25 protein-coding genes are annotated in these 21,395 nt (G+C 61.8%); 9 read left to right on the forward strand and 16 right to left on the reverse strand.

Translation table 11 applies throughout. The features are described from left to right. Nucleotides 1-44: 44 nt before the first annotated feature. The 10 genes from OHD58_RS03730 to OHD58_RS03775 form a co-directional block, all read right to left on the reverse strand. Nucleotides 45-1,934: an MFS transporter gene (locus tag OHD58_RS03730; protein ID WP_263801719.1), complete on the reverse strand. Its 1,890-nt coding sequence runs from the start codon at nucleotides 1,932-1,934 to the stop codon at nucleotides 45-47. A 192-nt stretch (nucleotides 1,935-2,126) separates the two neighbouring features. Then, nucleotides 2,127-2,297 carry a hypothetical protein gene (locus tag OHD58_RS03735; RefSeq protein WP_263801720.1) on the reverse strand — a complete coding sequence of 57 codons (171 nt, stop codon included), beginning with the start codon at nucleotides 2,295-2,297 and terminating at the stop codon, nucleotides 2,127-2,129. Between the two features lie 109 nt (nucleotides 2,298-2,406). Continuing rightward, nucleotides 2,407-2,802 carry a hypothetical protein gene (locus OHD58_RS03740; protein ID WP_263801721.1) on the reverse strand — a complete coding sequence of 132 codons (396 nt, stop codon included), beginning with the start codon at nucleotides 2,800-2,802 and terminating at the stop codon, nucleotides 2,407-2,409. Between the two features lie 222 nt (nucleotides 2,803-3,024). Then, nucleotides 3,025-5,085 carry a M3 family metallopeptidase gene (locus tag OHD58_RS03745; protein WP_263801722.1) on the reverse strand — a complete coding sequence of 687 codons (2,061 nt, stop codon included), beginning with the start codon at nucleotides 5,083-5,085 and terminating at the stop codon, nucleotides 3,025-3,027. A gap of 178 nt (nucleotides 5,086-5,263) precedes the next feature. After that, entirely contained in the window at nucleotides 5,264-5,668 is a 405-nt protein-coding gene (locus tag OHD58_RS03750; RefSeq protein ID WP_263801723.1) for a nuclear transport factor 2 family protein, read from the reverse strand. Between the two features lie 67 nt (nucleotides 5,669-5,735). Then, complete coding sequence (locus OHD58_RS03755; RefSeq protein ID WP_263801724.1) at nucleotides 5,736-6,380, reverse strand: carbonic anhydrase; 645 nt, start codon at nucleotides 6,378-6,380, stop codon at nucleotides 5,736-5,738. Between the two features lie 86 nt (nucleotides 6,381-6,466). Next, the gene (locus tag OHD58_RS03760) at nucleotides 6,467-6,895 is read right to left on the reverse strand and encodes an OsmC family protein (protein ID WP_263801725.1); all 429 of its coding nucleotides are present in this window, start codon (nucleotides 6,893-6,895) and stop codon (nucleotides 6,467-6,469) included. Nucleotides 6,896-6,934: 39 nt separating this feature from the next. Then, nucleotides 6,935-7,693 (reverse strand): DUF429 domain-containing protein, encoded by a 759-nt coding sequence (locus OHD58_RS03765; RefSeq protein WP_263801726.1) that lies wholly within the window; start codon nucleotides 7,691-7,693, stop codon nucleotides 6,935-6,937. Continuing rightward, nucleotides 7,693-8,577: a pyridoxal kinase PdxY gene (gene pdxY / locus OHD58_RS03770; RefSeq protein WP_263801727.1), complete on the reverse strand. Its 885-nt coding sequence runs from the start codon at nucleotides 8,575-8,577 to the stop codon at nucleotides 7,693-7,695. Before pdxY ends, OHD58_RS03765 begins: the two co-directional genes overlap by 1 nt. Nucleotides 8,578-8,582: 5 nt before the next feature. Continuing rightward, nucleotides 8,583-8,825: a hypothetical protein gene (locus OHD58_RS03775; protein ID WP_263801728.1), complete on the reverse strand. Its 243-nt coding sequence runs from the start codon at nucleotides 8,823-8,825 to the stop codon at nucleotides 8,583-8,585. Nucleotides 8,826-8,971: 146 nt separating this feature from the next. On the opposite strand from OHD58_RS03775, the gene OHD58_RS03780 reads away from it, so the two are divergent. The 7 genes from OHD58_RS03780 to OHD58_RS03810 all read left to right on the forward strand — a co-directional run bounded on the left by OHD58_RS03780 (nucleotide 8,972) and on the right by OHD58_RS03810 (nucleotide 14,649). Then, entirely contained in the window at nucleotides 8,972-9,610 is a 639-nt protein-coding gene (locus OHD58_RS03780) for a LemA family protein (protein WP_263801729.1), read from the forward strand. Nucleotides 9,611-9,632: 22 nt separating this feature from the next. Next, nucleotides 9,633-10,460 carry a TPM domain-containing protein gene (locus OHD58_RS03785; protein WP_263801730.1) on the forward strand — a complete coding sequence of 276 codons (828 nt, stop codon included), beginning with the start codon at nucleotides 9,633-9,635 and terminating at the stop codon, nucleotides 10,458-10,460. A gap of 7 nt (nucleotides 10,461-10,467) precedes the next feature. Continuing rightward, nucleotides 10,468-11,106 (forward strand): TPM domain-containing protein, encoded by a 639-nt coding sequence (locus OHD58_RS03790; protein WP_263802687.1) that lies wholly within the window; start codon nucleotides 10,468-10,470, stop codon nucleotides 11,104-11,106. Nucleotides 11,107-11,193: 87 nt separating this feature from the next. After that, the gene (locus OHD58_RS03795; RefSeq protein WP_263801731.1) at nucleotides 11,194-11,700 is read left to right on the forward strand and encodes a GNAT family N-acetyltransferase; all 507 of its coding nucleotides are present in this window, start codon (nucleotides 11,194-11,196) and stop codon (nucleotides 11,698-11,700) included. Nucleotides 11,701-11,886: 186 nt separating this feature from the next. After that, nucleotides 11,887-12,432 (forward strand): inorganic diphosphatase, encoded by a 546-nt coding sequence (ppa, locus tag OHD58_RS03800; protein WP_263801732.1) that lies wholly within the window; start codon nucleotides 11,887-11,889, stop codon nucleotides 12,430-12,432. A gap of 185 nt (nucleotides 12,433-12,617) precedes the next feature. Then, on the forward strand, nucleotides 12,618-12,794 hold the full coding sequence (locus tag OHD58_RS03805) for a hypothetical protein (RefSeq protein ID WP_263801733.1): 177 nt from the start codon (nucleotides 12,618-12,620) through the stop codon (nucleotides 12,792-12,794). Nucleotides 12,795-13,053: 259 nt separating this feature from the next. Beyond that, on the forward strand, nucleotides 13,054-14,649 hold the full coding sequence (locus OHD58_RS03810) for a peptide ABC transporter substrate-binding protein (protein ID WP_263801734.1): 1,596 nt from the start codon (nucleotides 13,054-13,056) through the stop codon (nucleotides 14,647-14,649). A 92-nt stretch (nucleotides 14,650-14,741) separates the two neighbouring features. Here the strand turns inward: OHD58_RS03810 and OHD58_RS03815 are convergent, their stop codons facing one another. Together OHD58_RS03815 and rlmN are read right to left on the reverse strand one after the other, a co-directional pair. After that, entirely contained in the window at nucleotides 14,742-15,341 is a 600-nt protein-coding gene (locus tag OHD58_RS03815) for a hypothetical protein (RefSeq protein WP_263801735.1), read from the reverse strand. A gap of 125 nt (nucleotides 15,342-15,466) precedes the next feature. Next, nucleotides 15,467-16,702, reverse strand: coding sequence for a 23S rRNA (adenine(2503)-C(2))-methyltransferase RlmN (gene rlmN, locus OHD58_RS03820; protein ID WP_263801736.1), 1,236 nt, complete (start codon nucleotides 16,700-16,702; stop codon nucleotides 15,467-15,469). A 225-nt stretch (nucleotides 16,703-16,927) separates the two neighbouring features. Here rlmN and OHD58_RS03825 point away from each other — a divergent pair, with 225 nt between their 5' ends. Beyond that, nucleotides 16,928-18,430, forward strand: a complete 1,503-nt coding sequence (locus OHD58_RS03825) for an argininosuccinate lyase (RefSeq protein WP_263801737.1) — start codon at nucleotides 16,928-16,930, stop codon at nucleotides 18,428-18,430. Between the two features lie 67 nt (nucleotides 18,431-18,497). On the opposite strand, the gene OHD58_RS03830 is transcribed toward OHD58_RS03825, so the two are convergent. The 3 genes from OHD58_RS03830 to OHD58_RS03840 all read right to left on the reverse strand — a co-directional run bounded on the left by OHD58_RS03830 (nucleotide 18,498) and on the right by OHD58_RS03840 (nucleotide 20,204). Further along, complete coding sequence (locus tag OHD58_RS03830) at nucleotides 18,498-18,977, reverse strand: GNAT family N-acetyltransferase (RefSeq protein ID WP_263801738.1); 480 nt, start codon at nucleotides 18,975-18,977, stop codon at nucleotides 18,498-18,500. Between the two features lie 82 nt (nucleotides 18,978-19,059). Further along, entirely contained in the window at nucleotides 19,060-19,563 is a 504-nt protein-coding gene (locus OHD58_RS03835) for an invasion associated locus B family protein (protein ID WP_263801739.1), read from the reverse strand. A gap of 275 nt (nucleotides 19,564-19,838) precedes the next feature. Beyond that, entirely contained in the window at nucleotides 19,839-20,204 is a 366-nt protein-coding gene (locus OHD58_RS03840; RefSeq protein ID WP_263801740.1) for a YkvA family protein, read from the reverse strand. Between the two features lie 153 nt (nucleotides 20,205-20,357). On the opposite strand from OHD58_RS03840, the gene OHD58_RS03845 reads away from it, so the two are divergent. Continuing rightward, entirely contained in the window at nucleotides 20,358-20,873 is a 516-nt protein-coding gene (locus OHD58_RS03845; RefSeq protein WP_263801741.1) for a low molecular weight protein-tyrosine-phosphatase, read from the forward strand. Here OHD58_RS03845 and thpR read toward each other — a convergent pair. Beyond that, entirely contained in the window at nucleotides 20,777-21,373 is a 597-nt protein-coding gene (thpR, locus tag OHD58_RS03850; RefSeq protein ID WP_263801742.1) for an RNA 2',3'-cyclic phosphodiesterase, read from the reverse strand. The two genes, OHD58_RS03845 and thpR, sit on opposite strands and share 97 nt — an antisense overlap. Nucleotides 21,374-21,395 lie beyond the last annotated feature (22 nt).

A 21,395-nucleotide genomic window follows, 5' to 3' on the forward strand; every position in this document is an offset into this window, starting at 1 on the left:
CCCGGCGCGTCGCCGCGCCGGGTGCCGAAATGTCAGCCGCTCGATCAGTCCTTGGCGTGCAGATCGGTGCCGAGCGTATCCTTGACGAAGATCATGCCGATGACCAACGACATGGCTGCGACCACGATCGGATACCAGAGGCCATAGTAGATATCGCCCTTGGCCGCGCTCATGGCGAACACCGTCGCCGGGAGCAGGCCGCCGAACCAGCCGTTGCCGATGTGATAGGGCAGCGACATGCCGGTGTAGCGGATGCGGGTCGGGAACATCTCGACCAGGATCGCGGCAATCGGCCCGTAAACCATGGTCACGTAGATGACCAGCACGAACAGGATGGCGATGACCATCGGCCAGTTCACCGCGGCCGGGTCCGCGACCATCTTGAAGGCGCCTGCCCCGGGCACCGTGTAAACGGTCACTTCGGTGGCGCCGGCGGCTTCCTCCGCGGTGATCAGCTTGTCCTTGATCGCCTGTTCGACGGGCACCGTGGCCTTCTCACCGGCACGGATCGCTGCCGCGTCGAGCGCCAGTTTCGGATTGGCCGCGACCAGCGCATCGAGCTTCGCATCGACCACCTTCGCCGGATCGCGGACGAGCGGATAACCGCCGTCCTGGAGTGCGATGTTGATGCCCTTGGCCAGGGCCGCGTTCTTTGCCGCGGCATCCGCCCCGGCGGCGACCGCGTCATAGGACTCGACGGTCTCGTCTCCGATCTTGACCGTTGCAACGGTGCCAGGCGCGGCCGTCGCTACGATATCGTACGGTACCGAGCTTTTCGCCAGGAAGTCCGTGGCGATGTCGCAGGACGACGTGAACTTCTCCGTACCCGTCAGCTTGAACTGGAAATTGCAGTCGCCGGGCGCTGCCGTGATGGTTGCACGCACATTCTGCTGCGCGCTGGCCAGCGCCGGGTTGGCGGCCCAGGTCAATGCCTTGAACAACGGGAAGTAGGTGACGATCGCCAGTGCCAGACCGGCCATGATGATCGGCTTGCGACCGATCTTGTCGGACAGCCAGCCGAACACGACGAAGAAGGACGTGCCAAGCGCCAGCGAGATGGCGATCATGATGTTGACGGATTGAGCGTCGACCTTGAGCACGTTGGCCAGGAAGAACAGCGCGTAGAATTGGCCGGAGTACCACACGACGGCCTGGCCGGCGGTAAGGCCGAGCAGTGCCAGCAGCGCGATCCTGGCGTTCTTCCACTGGCCGAAGGCTTCCGACAATGGCGCCTTGGAGCCCTTGCCTTCATCCTTCATGCGCTGGAATGTCGGCGATTCGTTCAGCGAAAGCCGGATCCAGACCGAGATGCCGAGCAGCACGAAAGACAGGAGGAACGGAATGCGCCAGCCCCACGCGGCGAAGGCCTCCTTGCTCATCATGGCCTGGATGACCAGGATGATGATCAGTGACAGGAACAGTCCGAGCGTCGCCGTCGTCTGGATCCACGACGTGTAGTAGCCGCGACGGTCGTCCGGCGCGTGTTCGGCGACGTAGGTCGCGGCACCGCCGTACTCGCCACCGAGCGCCAGGCCCTGCAGCATGCGCAGCACGATCAGGATGATGGGCGCGGCGATGCCGATCGTGGCGGCACCCGGCAGCAGGCCGACAAGGAAGGTCGACATGCCCATGATCAGGATGGTGACGAGGAAGGTGTATTTGCGCCCGACGAGATCGCCGATGCGGCCGAAAACCAACGCACCGAACGGGCGCACCAGGAAGCCGGCGGCGAACGCAAGCAGGGTGAAGATGTTGCGCGTCGCTTCCGGATACTGCGTGAAGAAGTTGGCGCCGATAAAGGCGGCCAGCGACCCGTAGAGATAGAAATCATACCATTCGAACACAGTACCGAGAGAAGAGGCGAAGATGACCTTCTTCTCTTCTCGCGTCATGCCGCGGCTTCGCGTGCCGGCGGCGGTGGATACATTTGCCATAGTCCGTCCTCCCAAGGCCCCATCGAGTCGCCCTTTCGGGACCGAGATACCCCAATCCTCGAGTCGAGCAACTTCACGACAGTTGTAGTAACTCTGCCGGCCCCCTCACGACCACCGATGCTTTGGGATTATGACCTTAGTATTAGGCCCGCATCGCATGTCGACCTGCGGCATGAGATGCGGGATGGGAGGCTAGGCCGCCTTGCTGTTGTTGTCCTCAAGATAACCCTTGTCGCGAAGCCATCTGGCCATGACCAGCTCGACCAGTGATGAGACCGAGCGATGGTCGTCCTTTGCTGCCCTGACAAGCGCTTCCTTGATGTCGCGTTCTATACGGAATCCGAGTGGATGGGTCTTCGACATTTGATGATTTCCTGACTGTGCCCGCGTAACCCGACCTGCTCGAAGCGGTCTTCTGTGGCACGCATAACCTTTGGTTTGGTACGATTTGACTTCGGGACGAAGCCGCTGGTCAGATCGTCCAGGGAGGATCACGGGCCGAGCATATGCATGCCAGCGCCGGAACGAGGTCGGGCTGGAACAGTGAACCCCGGGTGGCGGAACGATCTGACGACGCGACGCCGGAGTACGTGGCGGCGACAACCGGTTCATCCAGTTCGCCGAAGCGGCGTTCGGCGGCGGCCTGAACAGGTCCGTCGATCGCCGTTTCTACCGCGGTTACGACAGGAGAATCATGCCCCGCCTGCCGCATTTCCCAAGATTGATTTGGTGTCCGCTCTTGGCCGGCAAAAGCCGAGCCTATGCCGAACGGCACTTCCACCATCGCCAAGGCAAGCAGCAGAAGCGCCAGCAGCCGGAAAAATCCGGGTGCTTTTTGCTTCGTCGGTTGCGGCGGCTGGTTGGGCATGGATCAGGTGTTGTCGGTTTCCTACCTTTTACGGCATTTGTCGAACAAAATACTACCCCTTTTGCCGGTCAACCGACCGAAGGCGTATCCAGGACAGCATCCGAGTTCCCTCCGTTGCCTAATGCATGTCGCCCGAAAGTGTCCTCGGTTTCGGGACAACGACATGCATCAAATCAACGAATCTGAAGCGCGGCCGCCGAATCCTATTCGGCGCGACGCGCTTTAGACGAGACCCCGCTTCTCCATCATCGCGTCGGGTGACGGCATCTTGCCACGGAAGGCGACGTAGAGCTTCTCCGGATCGGCCGAGCCGCCGGCAGAGTAGATATGCTTCTTGAGCTTCGCCGCCAGCGCCGAGTTGAAGACGTTGCCCGTCTCCTCGAAAGCCTTGAAAGCGTCCGCGTCGAGCACTTCCGACCACAGGTAGGAATAATAACCGGCCGAATAGCCGTCTCCTGAAAACACGTGCAGGAAATGCGGCGTGCGGTGGCGCATGATGATCGCCTCCGGCATTTCCAGCTTTTTCAATGTTTCGGATTCGAAACGATACGGGTCTTCCGGAGCATCGGGGCGTGAATGATAGGCCATGTCGACAAGCGCCGATGAGGCGAACTCGACCGTCGCGAAACCGGCGTTGAAGGTGCGGGCCGCCAGCATCTTGTCGATCAGCTCCTTCGGCATCGGTTCGCCGGTCTTGTAGTGCAGCGCGTGTTTGGCAAGCACTTCAGGTACCGTCAGCCAATGTTCGTAGAGTTGCGACGGCAGCTCCACAAAGTCGCGCGACACCGAAGTGCCCGAGACGGACGGCCACGTCACCTCGGTCAGCGTGCCGTGCAGCGCGTGGCCGAATTCATGAAACAGCGTCTTTGCTTCGTCGACGGACAGCAGCGCCGGCTCGCCCGCCGGCGGCTTGGCGAAATTCATGATGTTGTAGATCACCGGCTTTGCGCCGGCGCCGAGCTTGTAGCCGGACTGCAGTGCGCTCATCCAGGCACCGGAGCGTTTCGACGGCCGCGCGAAATAATCGGCGATGAAGGTGCCGCGGACGCTGCCGTCCGGATTCTTCACCGCGAAGACACGCGCATCCGGATGCCAGGTTGCGATACCCTTCTTCTCCTCGAAGCTGATGCCGAACAGTCGCGTCGCGACATCAAAGCAGGCATCGATTACCCTCTCGAGCTGCAGGTAGGGCTTGAGCGCCGCCTCGTCGAAAGCGAAGCGCTCGGCCCGCAGCTTTTCGGCATAGTGGCGCCAGTCCCAGCCTGCGATCTGGTGGTTTTGGCCTTCAGCGGCCGCCAGCCGCTGGAGCTCGACCTGATCCTCCGCGGCCTTCTCGCGCGCCTTGTCCCAAACCGGGTCGAGCAGGCCGAACACCGCATCCGCGGTCTTGGCCATCGTGTCGTCGAGCTTCAGCGCGGCGTAACTTTCATAGCCCAGCAGCTTGGCTTTCTCGGCACGCAGCGAGAGCGTCTGTTTCACGACATCGCGGTTGTCGGTGGCTCCGCCGTTCTCGCCACGCATGGCAAAGCCGCGGAACGCCTTTTCCCGCAGGTCGCGCCGCTCGGAAAATGTCGTGAAAGGTTCGTAGATCGAGCGCGACAGCGTGACGGCATATCTGCCTTTCTGGCCACGCAATTCGGCAGCCTCCGCCATGGCGTTCCTGAGAAATTCCGGCAAGCCGGCAAGATCGTCGCCGTCGTCGAGAAACAGCGCCCAGTCCTTCTCGTCTGCCAGCACATTCTGGCCGAATTTGGCGCCCAGCGACGCCAGTTCTTCATTGATCGTGGAAAGTCGCTTCTTATCCGCATCGTTCAGCCGGGCGCCGGAGCGAACAAAACCCTTCCAGCTCTGTTCCAATACCCGCAGTGTCTCGGCGTTGAGGCCCAGCGTCTCGCGTTTCTGGTAAAGCGCGTCGATCCTGGCGAACAGCGCCGCGTTCATTGAAATCGCCGACCCGTGCTTGGCCATTTTCGGGGCGATTTCGCGCTCCATTGCCTGGATCTCGTCATTGGTATGCGCCCCCGCGCGGCACCAGAAAATCGAGGAAACATGGTCGAGCGGCTGCCCTGACAATTCCAGCGCGGCCAGCGTATTGTCGATCGTCGGCGCCTCGGCATTGGCGGCGATCGCATCGATCTCGGCCTGGTGCGCGGCAAGCGCCGACTCGAAGACCGGGCCGAAGGCGTCGTCTGAAAGCTTTGAAAAATCCGGCAGGCCAAGCGGCCCGGTCCAGTGTGTCAGCGGGTTGGTGGAAAGATCGATGGCTGGCCGGTTGTCGGACATGAAGGCTCTTTCGTGCTGTGCTGTTTGGATTGCTGGGAGGATGGTGCAACCGATGTAGGGCGTGGATTTGGCCATCGCAAACCATATCGACGCAGGTCCAAGGTCGCAAATCGGCCCGGTCCGCCTCGCCGAACCCTCTTCTGCCACCAGCTTGCCCACGGGCCACCCTGGCTGGCGATCAGTAGGCGTCGCAAGTCTCGGCAACCGCCGCCTGCGAACTGGCCGTGATCAGGTCGCCGGCGATGGCGAAGGTTTCCCGCATCAGGATGTCGTTGGCGGGAAAGTCGTAGCAGGCGATCACCGTGGTGACGCCGCTCTCTGTCTTCTCGACGCGATGCCGGATCGTGGCATCGGCACCCGCCGTTTCCCATTCATCCATGGAGGCGATGAATTCGGCCTTGCTCTGCTCGACGCCGAGATCGTCAAGCTTTATGCGGGCATCGTCGGCAAGCAGGCTCGAAATGGCGGCGCGATCGACTGCGAGCAATGCATTGTACCATCGGTCGATGACGGCGTTGTCGGCGCGGGCCGATGTCGCAATCAACGTCACACCGGCGAGCAGGAAGAAGCGGATCCAGGTCATATTCTCGTCCTCCTGCAGCGTTTATAGCGCAGGAGTGCGTCGGATACACGGCTGAAGGCTCTATGCCTCAGCCGGCATCCGGTTTCTCGAAGTCGCCTGTATCCTTGTTCATCACCCAAAGCTCGCCCGTCGAGATGTCGAACCAGGCCCCGTGCAGCGAAAGCCGGCCCTTGCCTTCCAGGATGTTCACGCAAGGAAAGGTCCTGAGATTGGCGATCGAATAGCGGATGGAAATGCGCTCCAGCGCCGTCTGGCGTTCGCTGGCCGTCATCAGCGTGCTGGCCGAGACGGTTTCCGCCGCCGGCGCGATCAGGCTCATCCATTTGCCGATGAAGTCGCCCGGAGACAGCGGCGCGGAACCGGTGTTCAGAGCTGCACGGATGCCGCCGCAGCGGCCGTGTCCCATGACCACGATGTTGCGCACCTTGAGGCTCTGCACGGCGAATTCCAGCGCCGCCGAGGTGGAATGGAACTCGCCGTCGGGCTCATAGGGCGGCACGAGGTTGCCGACATTGCGCAAGACGAACAATTCGCCCGGTCCGGCATCGAAGATGGCCTCGGGAGCGGAGCGCGAATCGCAACAGGCGATCACCATGGTTTCCGGTGTCTGCCCCTCACGTGCCAGATCGCGATAGCGTCCGCTTTCGGCGACATAACGGCCGCTCATGAAGTTGCGGTAACCGGCGAGGAGGGGGGCTGGGAGATGGGACATCGGCCGGCAATTAACGGCAAACGCCGCCGCCGATCAATGAGCAATCGTAAAAATCCCTTCTTCGTTTCCGCTACCCGGTCGGGATGTCACGACTTCGCAGCCGTGTCGAATATCTCGAAGTCGTGCGTGATCGTCGCCGTCTTGGCGAGCATTGCCGATGCCGAGCAGTATTTCTCGATCGAAAGGTCGATGGCGCGCTGCACCTTGGCGGGCGCCAGGCTTTTACCCTTGACCACGAAATGCATGTGGATGCGGGTGAACACTTTCGGATCGCTTTCGGCGCGGTCCGCGTCGAGTTCGACCACGCAGTCCTCGACCGCTTCGCGGCCCTTCTCCAGGATGTGAACGACATCGAAAGCCGAGCATCCGCCTGTCCCGATCAGCACCAGTTCCATCGGGCTTGGCCCTGGTGTTTGCCCGTCCTCACCGAACGCCGTGCCGAAAACCACCTTGTGCCCGCTCCCGGACTCACCGACGAACGTACGGCCTTCCACCCACTTTATGCGCGCCTTCATGGCATCATCCTTTCATTGCCGAAATTACAATTTCCGAGCCTAGGTCCAGATCGCGATCGGATTGCCGAAGCGATCAGCACCGGGAGGATCGGGAAAACTCACCGCTTCGCCGTGCGCGAAACGCCGCGCCACCAACATCATCGCAGCGGCATCGAGGAAGTCATCCTCCGCCGCACCCCGTGGCGCCGGCGAGGCGAGAAACGCCAGGTCATGGCCATACGAACCGAGCAACATCCTGCGTTCGTCCATGCCGGCCGGATTCACCCGACCCTTGATCTTCTTCGGCAATGCCATCGGCTCGCCGCCGTTAAGTTGCCGGAATGCCGCCTCGGGGTGCGATTCGACGATCCTGCCACGCAGTTCCGGCCGGGCGATCAGCAATCGGTCCAGCTCCCGTATCTTGGAAAAGATGCCAAACGCCTGGATGGAGACCCCGCGCGGCGGATCCGAGGTTTCACGGGCGATCCGGCTCGCTTCGCGATGCGCGGCATACCAGCGCTCGACGGTGGAGAATTCCTCCTCGGCGGCATAGACGGCCGCCCGCGAGGGAATGGAAAAGACGCTTGATTGACGCTCGCCGAGCAGGCGCCGGACCAGCACTTCCGGGCCGCGCCCGCCGTGGCGGGTGAAATCCGGCAGGCCGATCGGCATGTCGACCGCGATCACCGCGTCCCCCGCAAGCCGATCGACGATTTCGGCGAAGCTTGCCGCCACACAGGCAAATACCGGCGTTCCTGGCTCCGCGATGGCGGCAATCCAGCCCGCCTTGCAGCCGTCCACCCCTGCGACGGTCCGCATCAGGCGCGGCGATCCTTGCCCGGATGCGTCAGATGCCGGAGATGCACCATCGCCATCGGGTGCGACAGGCTTTGCGCATCGGTCTCGAGCGTCAATTCATCGGCCCCGCGTTTGGCGGTGCGCGCCAGTATCTCGAACACCGAGGCCGTCGTCGATTGCAGCGCCTTGCCGGAGGGCTGGCCATCAAGCAGCCGGGCGAGAAAGACCGCCGCCGTCAGGTCGCCGAGGCCGTTGGGCGGTCGCTCGATGATCCGATGCTCGGAAAGCAGCGCGTCCGACGCCGTCAGGAGAAGATTCCCCGTGCCGCCCGCCATCATCGCCGGCGCCGAGGTGACCAACATGGTGGAGGGCCCAGCCACAAGCGCCGCCCCCACCACAGATTTGATGTCGTCGAGTTGCACGCCTGACATCCAGGCGAGTTCGTAACGGTTTGGGGTTGCGATGTCGGCGATCGGAAGCAGCGTGTCGCGCATCGCTTCGGCGATTGCCTGCGGGACGTAAAGGCCTCCCAAATCTCCCATCACGGGGTCGCAAACATACAGCGCCTTCGGGTTCTTCGTTTTCACCGCGCCGACCAATGAAGCAACGGCAGCAGCCTGCCGCGCATCGCCCAGATAACCGGAAAGCACGGCCGCGACCTCACCCAACCAAGGCGCCCGCTCGAGGTCGCCCAGCAGCGACGCAAACTGTTCCGCATCCGGAACGATACGGGTGGCCCGGCCGTGTCCCGGATGCCAGGGCAAGATCACCGTTGGCACCGCCCAGACCGGAAACCCAAGTGTTTCCAACGCGAATACCGCAGCACGGTTGCCGACTGATCCACGCGCCACATGGCTCGATATGACGATCACCGCCCGAGGCGTTTCGGTCTGCTGCATTTCCATGAAAACTATCCGCGCATGAGAAACAGGATGAACCAGACCAGCAATCCGACCACGAAAAATATGCCCAGGCCGCGCCCAATCCGGGTTCCCCAATATTCCGCCCAGTCGGCTTTGTCAGCATCCTGCGCGTTCATATGGCCGCGGACCCGCTGTGCCGTACGGGAGATCAGCGATCCGCCGCCTTCGGCCTCCCGTGCAACCCGGTCGAGGATGCGCTGCGATTCGGTTTCTCTGTCCTTGCTGCCCATTTCCGTCCATCCCCGTGTCGGCAAGCTTAGCGCGTTCGTTTCCCCAATCACAGTGCCGCGCATCGAAGCTGGAAACGTCGCCGTTTCCTTGCGCAACGATTGTGACTATGGTCTCTCCCGTCGATCACGATAACGAGGGATATTCGATGTTCGCCCAAACTGCCCTTTTGCCTTCCGGCTGGCGCGTACTTCCGGCATTGCTGTTCCTTATCCTCGTCCTGCCGGCGCTTTCCGGTTGCGGCTTCAACACCATTCCGACTGCGGAAGAACAGGCCAAGGCGGCATGGAGCGAAGTGCTGAACCAGTATCAGCGCCGCGCCGACCTCATCCCCAATCTCGTCGAAACGGTAAAAGGCTACGCCAGCCACGAGAAGGATGTACTGGAAGGCGTCGTCGAGGCGCGCGCCAAGGCGACACAGGTGACGGTTACACCGGAGACACTCAGCAACCCGGATGCGTTCAAGGCCTTCCAGGACAACCAGGCCGGCCTGACCAGCGCACTGTCGCGGCTGCTGGCGGTCGTCGAGAACTATCCGGACCTCAAGGCCAACCAGAACTTCCTCGCCCTCCAGGCGCAGCTCGAAGGTACCGAAAACCGGATCGCTGTGGCGCGGCGCGACTACATCGAGGCGGTGCGCGTCTACAACACGACGCTGCGCACCTTCCCGTCCATTCTCTGGGCGACGTTCTGGTTTACCGGCAACGAGCCTTTCCAGAACTTCACCGTCGCCGAAGACAAGATGGAGACGCCGAAAGTGGATTTCGGCACCAAGCAGGGCGGGTAAGCGCAACAGGCAGGTCGCAGGCGTGTCGATTATTTTCCGGAACATCCCGGCGGCATTTTTGTCGGTATTGCTGCTTTTCTCGGTCATCGCCCTTGCCGCCGAACTTCCGACCCTCACCGGCCGCGTGGTCGATGATGCGGGCATCATTGACCCGGCAACAGAAACCGCCCTTACCCAGAAGCTCGAAGCCTTCGAGCAGAAATCGTCCGACCAGATCGTGGTTGCCACGATTCCCAGTCTCGACGGCGAAGCGCTCGAACCTTACGCCAATCGTCTGTTCAGGGCATGGCGTCTCGGCCAGGCCGGTGAAGACAACGGCGTGTTGCTGTTGGTCGCCCAAGGCGACCGCAAGATGCGCATCGAAGTCGGTTACGGCCTTGAAGGCACGCTGACCGACCTGCACAGCAAGCTGATCATCGAGAACACCATGGTACCGGCCTTCCGCGCCGGCGATTTCTCCGGCGGTATTTCGCGGGCCGTCGATGACATGATCATGGTGCTGGAGGGGAATGCCGCCGAGCTCGAAGCGCGCGCGGAGCGCAACCAGCGGGAAGATAGCGACGGCCTGCCACCCGAGGTCATCATCTTCCTGCTGATCTGGGGCACCATCTTTTTCGGTGGTTTCGCTATGGCGATCCTGCCGCCGATGTTCGGTCGCAAGATCGGTCCCGGCCGCTACCGCTGGCTTGGCATGGATTTCACCTACAGCACGAGCTCCGGCCGTTCATCCTCGGGCGGCGGCTGGTCTTCAGGCTCCGGCGGTGGGGGCTGGTCGTCCGGCGGCGGCGGTGGCGGATTCTCAGGTGGGGGTGGTTCCTCGGGCGGCGGCGGTTCGTCGGGAAGCTGGTAGGATGATCATGGTCAGCGAAACCCTGTCTTCCGAAGATCACGACCGCGTCACCGCGGCGATCCGCGACGCCGAGGAAAAGACCGCCGGCGAAATCTACTGTGTCGTTGCCCGTTCCAGCGACAGCTATTTCTTCCCGGCAGCCCTCATGCTGGCGCTTGCCATGCTTGCCGTTGGGCTCGTGGTCGCGTTCCTGATCGAATACTGGTGGTACGAGTTGAGGATACCGGTATTCATTGCCGCGCAGTTGCTGGCCTTCGCCTGCGCGCTTCTGGTGCTGCGACTGTTTCCGCGACTGTGCATCTGGCTGGTGCCTCGGCGGCTGAAATACCGGCAGGCCCATGCCAATGCGGTGAAGCAGTTCCTCGCCCGCAACGTGCATCTCACCACCGCGCGCACCGGCGTCCTGCTCTTTGTTTCCCTGGCCGAGCGTTATGCCGAAGTAGTGGCGGATGCCGGCATCAACCAGAAAGTCTCGCAGGAAACCTGGGATGGTGTGGTCAGCCAGCTGATCGACGGCGCCAGGGCAAACCGGCCGGCGGATGGATTTGTTACAGCCATCGCCACCGTGGGCGCACTGCTCTGCGAGCATTTCCCCGTATCGGCCGACGACATCAACGAACTGGACGATCATCTGGTCGAAATCTGAGCGGTATCCAGCGCTTGTGAGCAAAGCGGTCTGCTACTCTTGATCGTCTTGCGCTTTCCGCCCCGACGCGGCTATGGTTAACAAATCATGACCACGCTGACGGTAGATATTCGCAAGGCTGAACCGAGGGACGCGGACGCGATCGCCGACGTGCACCACGAAGCGTGGCGCGGCGCCTATGCCGGCATAATCCCGCATCGAGCCCTCAACGCGATGATCAACCGGCGCGGACGCGACTGGTGGGCGCAGGCCATTCGCCGTGCCGCTTCGGTGCTGGTCGTCGAGGTCGGCGGCAAGGTAGCCGGATACGCCACGCTCGGTCGCAACCGCGCCCGCGAGCTTCCCCAGCAAGGCGAGATTTACGAACTGTACCTACGTCCCGAGTGCCAGGGCATCGGCCTTGGCAGCCGCCTCTTTGCAGCAGCGCAGGAGAAGCTCGCCTCTCACGGGCTGCAGGGCATGGTTGTCTGGGCGCTCGAAGACAATTCCAACGCGCTGGCGTTCTACACTGGCGCCGGGGGACGCGACGTCGCGGAAGGCGTCGAGGTCTTCGACCAAAAGGCGCTGCGCAAGGTCGCCTTCGTCTGGGATTGAGCCCCACTCCCGATAATTCTTGCTGTTTCCAACCGTGAAGGACGCGCTTCGGTCGCTCATTGCGCGCGGCGCGCCATATCGCTATTCGATGCATTAGCACCCGCAGCATGGACGCTGTGGAATTTGGAACTGCGCAGAACCTTTCGATCCATCCGGTCCAAGGTCGTTGCGCCAAGAAAGGCAGCCATGCGTATCGACGCCATCGCCACCGGCAAAAATCCACCTGAGGACGTCAACGTCATCATCGAGGTTCCAATCGGTGGCGAGCCGATCAAATACGAGATGGACAAGGAAGCCGGCACGCTGTTCGTCGACCGCTTCCTGCACACCTCGATGCGCTACCCCGGCAATTACGGATTCGTGCCGCATACGCTCTCGGGCGACGGCGACCCGGTCGACGTGCTGGTCTGCAACACGCGCGCACTGGTACCCGGTTGTGTCATCAATGTCCGTCCTATCGGCGTGCTGATCATGGAGGACAATGCCGGCCAGGACGAGAAAGTCATCGCCGTGCCTTCGCCGAAGCTGACGCTGCGCTATGAAAATGTCACCGAATACACCCACCTGCCGGAGATCACCCGCCAGCAGGTGCAGCACTTCTTCGAGCACTATAAGGATCTCGAGCCCGGCAAATGGGTCAAGATCGGTGGCTGGTACGATTCGGCCGCAGCAAAGAAGATGATCGTCGAGGGCATCGAGCGGGCGAAGAACGCCAAGGTCCACGCCTCCTGACGCCAACACCGTCATAGACTGGCTCCGTTCACACCTCGGACCGGCGATTATATATTTGACAAACCTCGCTTGCGCCGACCCTAAAATCAGCGGATGCTAAAGTTGTCCGGGGACAGCACCGGATTGGCTCGGCGGTCCTACTCCTGTTGCCATCCGGCCGTCGGAGGAAGAAGCAGGAGAGAACGATGAAGCTGTGGATGGATCTAAAGCGCTGGTATCTTGGCACCTGCGAGCGCCAGGCCGCGAGGAGGCGAGCCAGAGATGCCAAGCAGTTACCCAGAGGGGCCTCCGAGAAGGAGCGAAAGCTCGCTGTCGAGCGCGACGCCAAGCTCGTCGGGCTGATAACTCCCAACGGCGGCTGACGCGAGTTCCTTCGCTGTCCTCGGCTATGAACTCGACGCCGGCACCACTGCTGTCGGCATCTGACAGGTGATTGGACCACAGCAAGAATCGACCCCCCAAACACAAAAATGCCGTGTAATGTCGGCCCATCAACATCCACAGCAAATGGTCGAAAATCACCGCTTCGTGTCCCGCTTCCATGGAACTTCGAGCCGGTGATTGTTCGCGCGCGGATGTCGTCGCGGCCCGGAATCGGCCGGGCCAATGGGAGAAAGAACGATGCTGCATAAATTCCTGAGTGCCACGATGCTTGCCACAAGCCTCGTCGTGGCGGGCGGAGCCTTCATGACTCCGGCCTTTGCCGAAGTGGTCTACAACCGCGGCAATGATGCCGACCCGGAAACGCTGGATCCGCACAAGACCTCGACGGTGGCCGAGGCTAACATCATTCGCGACATGTTCGAGGGTCTCGTCGCCCAGGACGCCAAGGCCGACCTCATTCCCGGCGCCGCCGAGAGCTGGACGGTTTCCGACGACGGCACCGTCTACACGTTCAAGCTGCGCCAGGGGGCGGTCTGGTCGGACGGTACCCCGGTGACGGCAGAAGATTTCGTCTACTCGTTCCGCCGCCTGCTGGATCCGGCAACCGCCGCTCAATACGCCTCCATGCTCTACGTGGTGAAGAACGGCGAGGCGCTCAACACCGGCAAGGCAAAACCCGAGGATCTCGGCGTTAAGGCTGTCGATGCTTCGACATTCGAGGTCACGCTCAACGCGCCGACGCCCTACTTCCTCGAAATGCTGACCCACCAGGCGACGTATCCGGTCAGCAAGGCCTTGGTCGAAAAACTCGGCGCCGAATGGGTGAAGCCGGGCAATATGGTGTCGAACGGCGCCTATACGCTCGCCGAATTCTTGCCGAACGATCACATCAAGCTGGTCAAGAATCCGAAGTTCCATGACGCGGCCAACGTCAAGATCGACACGGTGAACTTCATTCCGACCGAGGATCGCTCGACCGCGATGAAACGCTTCGAGGCAGGCGAACTCGATAGCAACTTCGATGTGCCGACCGAGCAGCTTGCCGACCTGAAAGTGAAGTTCGGCGATCAGCTCCAAATCGGTCCTTATCTCGGCACCTATTATTTCGCCATCAAGACCGACAAGGAGCCGTGGACGAACCAGAAGCTGCGCTATGCCATTTCGATGGCCATAGATCGCGACTTCCTGGCCGAGAAAGTGTGGCAGGGTACGATGTTGCCGGCCTATTCGATGGTGCCGCCCGGTATCGCCGGTTATACCGCCGCGATGGCGGATTTCGCCGACAAATCGCAGCTCGACCGCGAGGAAGAGGCCGCGAAGATCCTGACCGAGCTTGGTTATGGTCCCGACAAGCCGCTGAAGCTCGAAATTCGCTACAACACCGGTGAAAACCACAAGAACACCGGTGTTGCGGTACAGGAGCAACTGCGGCCGCTCGGCATCGAGGTCAGCCTGCTCAATGTCGACGGCAAGACGCACTATTCCTACCTGCAGGAAAAGGGCGACTACGACTTCGCCCGTGCCGCCTGGATCGCCGACTACAAGGATCCCGAAAACTTCCTCGGCATTTCCCGCAAGGCAAGCGGCATCAACTACTCCAACTATGACAGCCCGAAATTCGAGGAAGCGATGAACCTGGCGGCAGCCTCGGCCAGCAAACCGGAGGAGCGCATGAAGCACCTGGCTGACGCCGAGCGCACCCTGATCGACGATGTCGGCCAGATCCCGCTGCTCTATTACAGCTACAAGAACCTCGTCTCGCCGAAGCTGCAGGGCTACGAAGCAAACGTCATGGACGTGCATCCGACACGTTTCATGAGCAAGGCTGAATAGCACGCGATGACATCAAGCCGCCGTTCCCCACGGGAGCGGCGGCTTTTTCACGCTTTCTTGCGAATAGTGCACCGGCGAGTGTGGGGATAGGCTCAGTCGTTCTCGGCGCGGCTGAATTCCGGTAGCGCGACGTCGCCACTCACCTGCACGCGCTCGTCGGCACCGCAGGCGAAGGTCCGGGTCTGTTCGTCGGCGATCTTGCGGGCCGTGTCGTTGGCCTTGGGATTACCGGTGGCGACCACCAGTCCGACCACGCAGCCGTCGCGTTCGGCCATCTGCCCGACCTTGGAAACGACCAGCACCTCGATCTTCTTGTCCGGGTCCTCCGGGTCGCTGACCGACCACCGATGAATCGTCGCGAACGGAACGCTTTGATCGCCATTGGTCTCGATTCGCCACTCGACCTTGGGGCCGGCGGAATTGAAGGCGCTGAAACTCTCCCACGGCAGGTCCTCCGCCGGCGGGAAGCCGTAGAACACGGACTCGCGCACATCGTCATAAGCGATCAGCACCGGGTAGCCTCGATAACCTGTGCAGGCAAGGTTTGCCCAGTCGCCCTCGCCGTCTCCCGCCGCCGAGTAGGTCACGCAATCCTTCTCGGCCACTAGATCGGTATAGGCGCTTGAAATTTCGCCGGCATGCGCGGCGCTGCTGAAACCCGTCACGGCAAGCATCACGAGGAACTTCCGCATCGCACCTTCTCCGTTGGAACAGCCAATCCTAAACAGATTTTCCGGGCGAGCCTATAGATGTCCGAGGGCTCGGCAGCCTGCCGTTCCAACGGAAGCTTGTCGACCGTCAGCGAAACTGCAGCCGATCAGGCCTCGCCGTGCCCGGCGATCATCATGGCTTCGAGCGCCAGGCGCTCGTGTTTCTTCAACCGCTCCGATTCCGATTTCAACTGACCGCAGGCGGCGAGGATGTCGCGGCCGCGCGGCGTGCGGATCGGCGAGGCATAGCCGGCATTGTTGATGTAGTCGGCAAACTTCTCGATCGTCTCCCAGTCCGAGCACTGGTAGTTGGTGCCCGGCCACGGGTTGAACGGGATCAGGTTGATCTTGGCGGGGATGCCCTTGAGCAGTTTCACCAGCGCCTTTGCGTCGTCGAGGCTGTCATTGACGTCCTTCAGCATCACATATTCGAAGGTGATGCGGCGCGCATTCGACAGACCGGGATAGGTGCGGCAGGCGGCAACCAGGTCCTTGAGCGGATATTTCTTGTTGATCGGCACCAGGAGGTCGCGCAAATCGTCGTTGGTAGCGTGCAGCGAGATCGCCAGCATGACGCCGATCTCTTCCCCGGTGCGGAAGATTTCCGGTACGACACCGGACGTCGACAGCGTGATGCGGCGCTTCGAAAGAGACAGGCCATCACCATCCGAAGCGATCAGCAGGGCCTTCTTGACCTCTTCGAAATTGTAGAGCGGCTCGCCCATGCCCATCATGACGATGTTGGAGATCTTCCTGCCTTCGGCAGGAACGATTGCGCCGTCTGGCGTGTCCCGGTCGGGGAAGTCGCCCAGCCGGTCGCGCGCCGTCATCAGCTGCGTGAGGATTTCCTCGGCCGTCAGGTTGCGCACCAGCTTCTGGGTGCCGGTGTGGCAGAAGGAGCAGGTGAGCGTGCAGCCGACCTGGCTGGAGATGCAGAGCGTGCCGCGGCCTTCCTCCGGAATGTAGACCGTCTCGATCTCGACCGGTCGGCCGGCGCCGCGTGGCGGAAAGCGGAACAGCCATTTCCGGGTGCCGTCGGACGAGATCTGTTCCTCGACGATTTCTGGCCGGGCAATGGTGAAATGCTGGTCGAGGGCCGAGCGCAGGTCCTTCGATATGTTGAACATATGCGCGAAATCGGCGACGCCGCGCACATAAAGCCAGTGCCAGAGCTGCTGGACGCGCATCTTCACCTGGCGTTCCGGCACCACGCCGGCGCGTACCAGCGCCTCACCGAGTTCTAACCGCGTCAGGCCGATGAGCGACTCCTTCGCCGGCATGGCGACGCGGGCGCCAAGCGAGGAGCGAGTCTGGTCATCGGTGATATCGAACGAAAGCGTCATGATCGGTCTGGCTTGGACAAAAACAATTCCGGCTAGATAGGATTGCGGCGGCACATATCACAGGTGCAGGGCGCCGTCACGCTGGCTTGGTGCGACTGCAAGTTACGCAGTGGGCCTGTTTGCGCCACGCACACCCCCGCAGCGCAGGCCGGCAAACAGACCGCAGGTTGTTCTGGTTGGAGAATTGGGTACTCATAACGCCTCATACATTGTTGGGAGGTGTCTATGAGAACAATTCTTGGCGTGCTGACGTTGGCTGCGGCTTTTCAAATGAATTCCGTGGCTATCGCGGAGGAGAAGGCAAAGGACGAATTTTTCTGGCTGGGCCAGATCAACAAGGCGACGATCGTCATCAATTCCGAGGAAGGCCTTCTGGACAAGGCCCTCACGCCGAAGATCGCTGCAGGGCTCGTGAAGGTGCTCGAGGACGGCGACCAACCCGGGGCGAAGCGCCCGTCAAGCGTGATTACCTTCGAACCCTTGCTCATCGAGGCAGCCGGCTCCGAGGTCACCTTGATACACGCAGGCCGCTCGAGTCAGGACATGCACGCGACGTACAGGGCGGCGATCCTGCGCGACGATCTCCTCCGGCTCGCGGATCAGCTGAACAAGACCACGAGCGCGATGGTCGGCCTTGCGGAGCGCCATATCGACACGATCGTCCCGAACTATACCAATGGTGTCGCCGCTCAGCCGAACAGTTTCGGCCACTATCTGCTTGGCCATGTGGCGGGGCTTGAACGCGACGCCCAGCGTATCCGTGAGGCCTATGCTCGAATCGACCGGTCTCCCATGGGCACCACGGTGCTCAACGGCACGAGTTGGCCTCTCAATCGTGATCGCATGGCCGACTATCTCGGCTTCGGCGGCATCGTGGACAATGCCTACGACGCCTCGCAGATCTCATCGGTAGACGAACCGGTCGAGGTAGGTTCGATCGTGACGAGCGTGGCTCTCCACACCGGACAGTTCATCGAAGATATCATGACGCAGTATGCGCAGCCGCGCCCCTGGATATTGCTGCAGGAAGGCGGAAACAACACCTATGTGTCCAGCGCGATGCCGCAGAAGCGTAATCCGGGAATCCTGAACTCGACCCGGCAAGATGCGTCGACGGCGGTGACCCTGGGCATGGGGCCGATCATCCAGGCCCACAACATCACGCCGGGAATGTCGGATGCCAAGGACGTGGATGCCAACTCCGCGATGGTTGAAAGCGCGATCGAGGCGTTGGCGGGTTGGGAAGAGATCCTCGGCTCGCTCGTCATCGATCCCGCCCGCTCGCTGGAGGAACTGAACAGTGACTGGACCGCGTCCCAGGAACTGGCCGACGTGCTGATGCGCAAGTACAAGCTCCCTTTCCGGGTCGGACACCATTTCGCTTCGGAGGTCGTCGACTACGCCAAGGCCAACAATATCAAGCCGCTCGACTTCCCCTACGCGGAGGCCAGGAAGATCTATTCGGAAGCCGTCAAGGAGACCAACGCAGCAAGCGAGCTTCCCATGAGCGAAGAGGAATTTCGCGCCACCCTCGACCCCGTCGCCATCGTGAAGAACAGGGCCACTGTCGGCGGTCCACAGCCCAAGGAAATGGAACGGATGATCAAGGCAGCCGGCGAGAAAGTCGCGATGCAGGAACAATGGGCGCAGGAAAGGAAGCGTGCCGTCTCCACGGCTCTCGAGCGCCTGGATGAAGATTTCGGCAAGCTTGCCAAGAGCTCGGAGTAGCTCGGCTCGCGCCCATCGGGCGAATATGCCGGTTGTGAGCTGATCCAGAGGACCTGCGGCAAGCCCGTCAGATCGACAGTCGGTATTCCTGCTCAGGCCTGCTGGAGCGGGGGTGCGGTTCCGGGTCTCCGTGACGGCGCCAGCCGAGATGTTCGTAGAGCCTCACCGCGCGCGGGTTGTCGGCATAGACCGCAAGTTTTGCAGCGGTGAAGCCGCGCTTCCTCAGCGCTGCGGGGACCGCCGCCATCAGTTGCTTGCCAAACCCGCCGCCCCAGGCGCGAGGGCTGACACCAACATAATGAAGTTCGGCCATGTCCGCATTGCCCGGAACCGGCGCAATGGCCGCGAAGCCGACCGCTTCGCCGGCATCGTTCAGAATGACGAGAAGCAATGCACGCCGGGAACTTTCCAGTACGCGGACGATGATCGGCCGTGAAATCCCAAGCGGTGGCACATCGTCATCGCCGTCACGGGCGCTGGTCGCCTCGGCCCATATTTGGGCTGCCGTGTCGAGATGGCTGCTGGTGCCGTCGATGATCGTGGGCATGGATCGATCCCCCTCGGCAGAAAGTTCTCCCCGACAAGCAAAAGCCGGGCACGAAGCCCGGCTTCCAACCGGCTTGCCCGCGTTACTTGCAGCTGGTGATCGACTGGAGCGCCGCCGAGATGCCTTTCAGCGAAAAGGCATAGTTCGTCGGATTGCCGCGGCCCGACTTTGCGGCCACCTTCATGTCCGAGCCGGCCTTCATGGCGGCGATCAGCTGCGGCTCCTCGGCGGCGTTCTCCATCCAGGCCGACTTGCCGCGGGTGAACATCGAGAAGGATTTGTCGCCGACGGTGACCGAGACTTTCGAATTGGCCTGGAAATCATACGAGGCGATGAACTGCGGTTCGAATGACACGTTCTGGCCGGGCTTCTGGCTGACAAAGAAGAAGATATCGCCGTGATCGAGATTGGGTGGCTGCTTGTCCGTTGGAACGGTGAGCACGTAGCAGACCTTGCCGTTCTGCGCCTGGTAGCTGTAGGTGCCCCATGCATTGTGCTGGCCGATCTTGGTGGCCGATTGGGCGAGCGCCGGTGTGGCCGCCGCGATCAGTACCAGGCCGGTGAGAGTGGAAATCAATCCGCGCATCGTCTCAAATTTATCCCTGTCTGTCACTGTGGCGAGAACGGGGTTGGCCCTGTTCAGGCCCCATTTGTTTCATTTTGAATTAATCGGAGTTACCAAAGGGTGAACCACCTCGCAAAAAGGCGATTTCGTTCCTCCAGTATCGCCGCCCGCCTGCCACAGGCATCGCACTAAGTCCCTGTTTCGCCATCAAGACCACGAAAGCGGCAAGAGTTTGACTTTTGTTTCAGGGCGAAACCGTGCGTCAACGCCGCCGGGCAGGTTGCCGTCGCGGCGTCTCAGGATGTCTCGGTGAGCGAGCGTTTTGCCGCGGCCCGGTGCGCCGGCTTGAGATGCGCGCGAATCGCGGTGATCGCGGCAGTCAGCACAGCGATATCGTCGGTGAAACCGAGGCCGACAATGACGTCGGGAATGGTGTCCGCCGGCATCACGAAGTAGGCGAGTGCGGCAACCAGGATGCCCTTGGCACGGAGCGGTGTGCGCTTGTCGAGCGCGCAATAATAGGCGGCGACGACATCCTCCATGAACGGCACCTGGCGGGCCGCCTTCTTTGCCGTCTGCCAGAACTTTTCACGCACTTCCTGCTCGCGGCCGGCATTGCTGCCGCCGAAACCGAAAAAGTCGAAAATCCTGTTCTTCGCCATCGCAAAACTCCTTGCGAGGAAATGTGGGAATTTCTGCAGGCGCTGCAAGATGGAATCTGCAAGGGGCGCATTTGAAGCGGTGCCGCGACGACAGGGCCACTCTCCTGCCACGCGGTTTCGTGCTATCGCGGGATGGAGCTTCGGAGAAACCGCATGTCCGCCGCGCCCGCTTCGGTACTTTTCGTCTGCCTCGGCAATATCTGCCGGTCGCCCCTAGCGGAGGGCGTGTTCCGTTCGGTCATCGAAGCGCGCGGTTTCGGCGACCAGGTGCTGGTCGATTCGGCCGGCACCGGTGGTTGGCATCAAGGTTCGGCGCCGGATCCGCGTTCGATCGCCATCGCGGCGCGCCATGGCATAGACATCGCCGGCCAAAAGGCGCGTAAATTTCGACCCGACGATTTCGAGCGCTTCGACCTGATCCTCGGCATGGACCGGTCGAACGCCGACGACCTCAGGGCGCTCGCACCCGCACAGGCGAAGAACCGCGTGCATCTCTTTCTGGAATACGCAAATGGCAGAACCGGCGAGGTGCCGGATCCCTATTACGGCGGCCCGGACGGCTTCGCCGACGTCTACCGCATGATCCGGGATGCCTCCGGAGCGCTGGCCGACAGGTTGGGCTGGCGCGCATCGGCGCCGTTGAGAGGCCAGGCCTCCTCGATGATGTAAGGTCCGCCGCCGACCGAGTCGCGCGACGACATCAGCACGAAACGTCCGACCTTGAACGGCAGGGTCGCAAAATTGCCGCGTGCCGAAAGGTAGTGCGCGACATCGGCGGGGCTCGAATTCCTGAGACGCGCCAACGTGACGTGGGGCGTGAACTTGCGCGGATCGGACGGGATGCCGATGCGCTGGCAGATGCGTTCGATTTCGGCCTGCAGGGCGTTGAGATCGGGTGACGGCACGGCGCCCGCCCAGACGGCATGCGGCTTTTTCGAGCCGAACGCCCCGACGCCCGAAAGTGTCAGCGAAAAGGACGATCGCCGCACCCGATCGAGTGCGTTGGCAACCTCGTCCGCGACATGACCTTCGACGTCGCCGATGAAGCGTAGCGTGAGGTGATAGTTCTCGACATCGATCCAGCGTGCCCCGGGCAGACCTCCACGCAGGAGGGAGAGAGACATTGCGGCATCACGCGGAATTTCGAGGGCGGTGAAAAGTCGCGGCATGGCTAACCTCCCCGAATCGAAC

Origin of the sequence: Mesorhizobium sp. ZC-5 (genome assembly GCF_025753855.1) — a bacterium.
GTDB lineage: Bacteria > Pseudomonadota > Alphaproteobacteria > Rhizobiales > Rhizobiaceae > Neomesorhizobium.

What these genes read in the sequence shown, in the direction of transcription:
- OHD58_RS03730 (WP_263801719.1), bottom strand. Translation starts at nt 1,934, where the DNA reads ATGGCAAATGTATCCACCGCCGCCGGCACGCGAAGCCGCGGCATGACG.
- OHD58_RS03735 (WP_263801720.1), bottom strand. Translation starts at nt 2,297, where the DNA reads ATGTCGAAGACCCATCCACTCGGATTCCGTATAGAACGCGACATCAAG.
- OHD58_RS03740 (WP_263801721.1), bottom strand. Translation starts at nt 2,802, where the DNA reads ATGCCCAACCAGCCGCCGCAACCGACGAAGCAAAAAGCACCCGGATTT.
- OHD58_RS03745 (WP_263801722.1), bottom strand. Translation starts at nt 5,085, where the DNA reads ATGTCCGACAACCGGCCAGCCATCGATCTTTCCACCAACCCGCTGACA.
- OHD58_RS03750 (WP_263801723.1), bottom strand. Translation starts at nt 5,668, where the DNA reads ATGACCTGGATCCGCTTCTTCCTGCTCGCCGGTGTGACGTTGATTGCG.
- OHD58_RS03755 (WP_263801724.1), bottom strand. Translation starts at nt 6,380, where the DNA reads ATGTCCCATCTCCCAGCCCCCCTCCTCGCCGGTTACCGCAACTTCATG.
- OHD58_RS03760 (WP_263801725.1), bottom strand. Translation starts at nt 6,895, where the DNA reads ATGAAGGCGCGCATAAAGTGGGTGGAAGGCCGTACGTTCGTCGGTGAG.
- OHD58_RS03765 (WP_263801726.1), bottom strand. Translation starts at nt 7,693, where the DNA reads ATGCGGACCGTCGCAGGGGTGGACGGCTGCAAGGCGGGCTGGATTGCC.
- pdxY (WP_263801727.1), bottom strand. Translation starts at nt 8,577, where the DNA reads ATGGAAATGCAGCAGACCGAAACGCCTCGGGCGGTGATCGTCATATCG.
- OHD58_RS03775 (WP_263801728.1), bottom strand. Translation starts at nt 8,825, where the DNA reads ATGGGCAGCAAGGACAGAGAAACCGAATCGCAGCGCATCCTCGACCGG.
- OHD58_RS03780 (WP_263801729.1), top strand. Translation starts at nt 8,972, where the DNA reads ATGTTCGCCCAAACTGCCCTTTTGCCTTCCGGCTGGCGCGTACTTCCG.
- OHD58_RS03790 (WP_263802687.1), top strand. Translation starts at nt 10,468, where the DNA reads ATGGTCAGCGAAACCCTGTCTTCCGAAGATCACGACCGCGTCACCGCG.
- OHD58_RS03795 (WP_263801731.1), top strand. Translation starts at nt 11,194, where the DNA reads ATGACCACGCTGACGGTAGATATTCGCAAGGCTGAACCGAGGGACGCG.
- ppa (WP_263801732.1), top strand. Translation starts at nt 11,887, where the DNA reads ATGCGTATCGACGCCATCGCCACCGGCAAAAATCCACCTGAGGACGTC.
- OHD58_RS03805 (WP_263801733.1), top strand. Translation starts at nt 12,618, where the DNA reads ATGAAGCTGTGGATGGATCTAAAGCGCTGGTATCTTGGCACCTGCGAG.
- OHD58_RS03810 (WP_263801734.1), top strand. Translation starts at nt 13,054, where the DNA reads ATGCTGCATAAATTCCTGAGTGCCACGATGCTTGCCACAAGCCTCGTC.
- OHD58_RS03815 (WP_263801735.1), bottom strand. Translation starts at nt 15,341, where the DNA reads ATGCGGAAGTTCCTCGTGATGCTTGCCGTGACGGGTTTCAGCAGCGCC.
- rlmN (WP_263801736.1), bottom strand. Translation starts at nt 16,702, where the DNA reads ATGACGCTTTCGTTCGATATCACCGATGACCAGACTCGCTCCTCGCTT.
- OHD58_RS03825 (WP_263801737.1), top strand. Translation starts at nt 16,928, where the DNA reads ATGAGAACAATTCTTGGCGTGCTGACGTTGGCTGCGGCTTTTCAAATG.
- OHD58_RS03830 (WP_263801738.1), bottom strand. Translation starts at nt 18,977, where the DNA reads ATGCCCACGATCATCGACGGCACCAGCAGCCATCTCGACACGGCAGCC.
- OHD58_RS03835 (WP_263801739.1), bottom strand. Translation starts at nt 19,563, where the DNA reads ATGCGCGGATTGATTTCCACTCTCACCGGCCTGGTACTGATCGCGGCG.
- OHD58_RS03840 (WP_263801740.1), bottom strand. Translation starts at nt 20,204, where the DNA reads ATGGCGAAGAACAGGATTTTCGACTTTTTCGGTTTCGGCGGCAGCAAT.
- OHD58_RS03845 (WP_263801741.1), top strand. Translation starts at nt 20,358, where the DNA reads ATGTCCGCCGCGCCCGCTTCGGTACTTTTCGTCTGCCTCGGCAATATC.
- thpR (WP_263801742.1), bottom strand. Translation starts at nt 21,373, where the DNA reads ATGCCGCGACTTTTCACCGCCCTCGAAATTCCGCGTGATGCCGCAATG.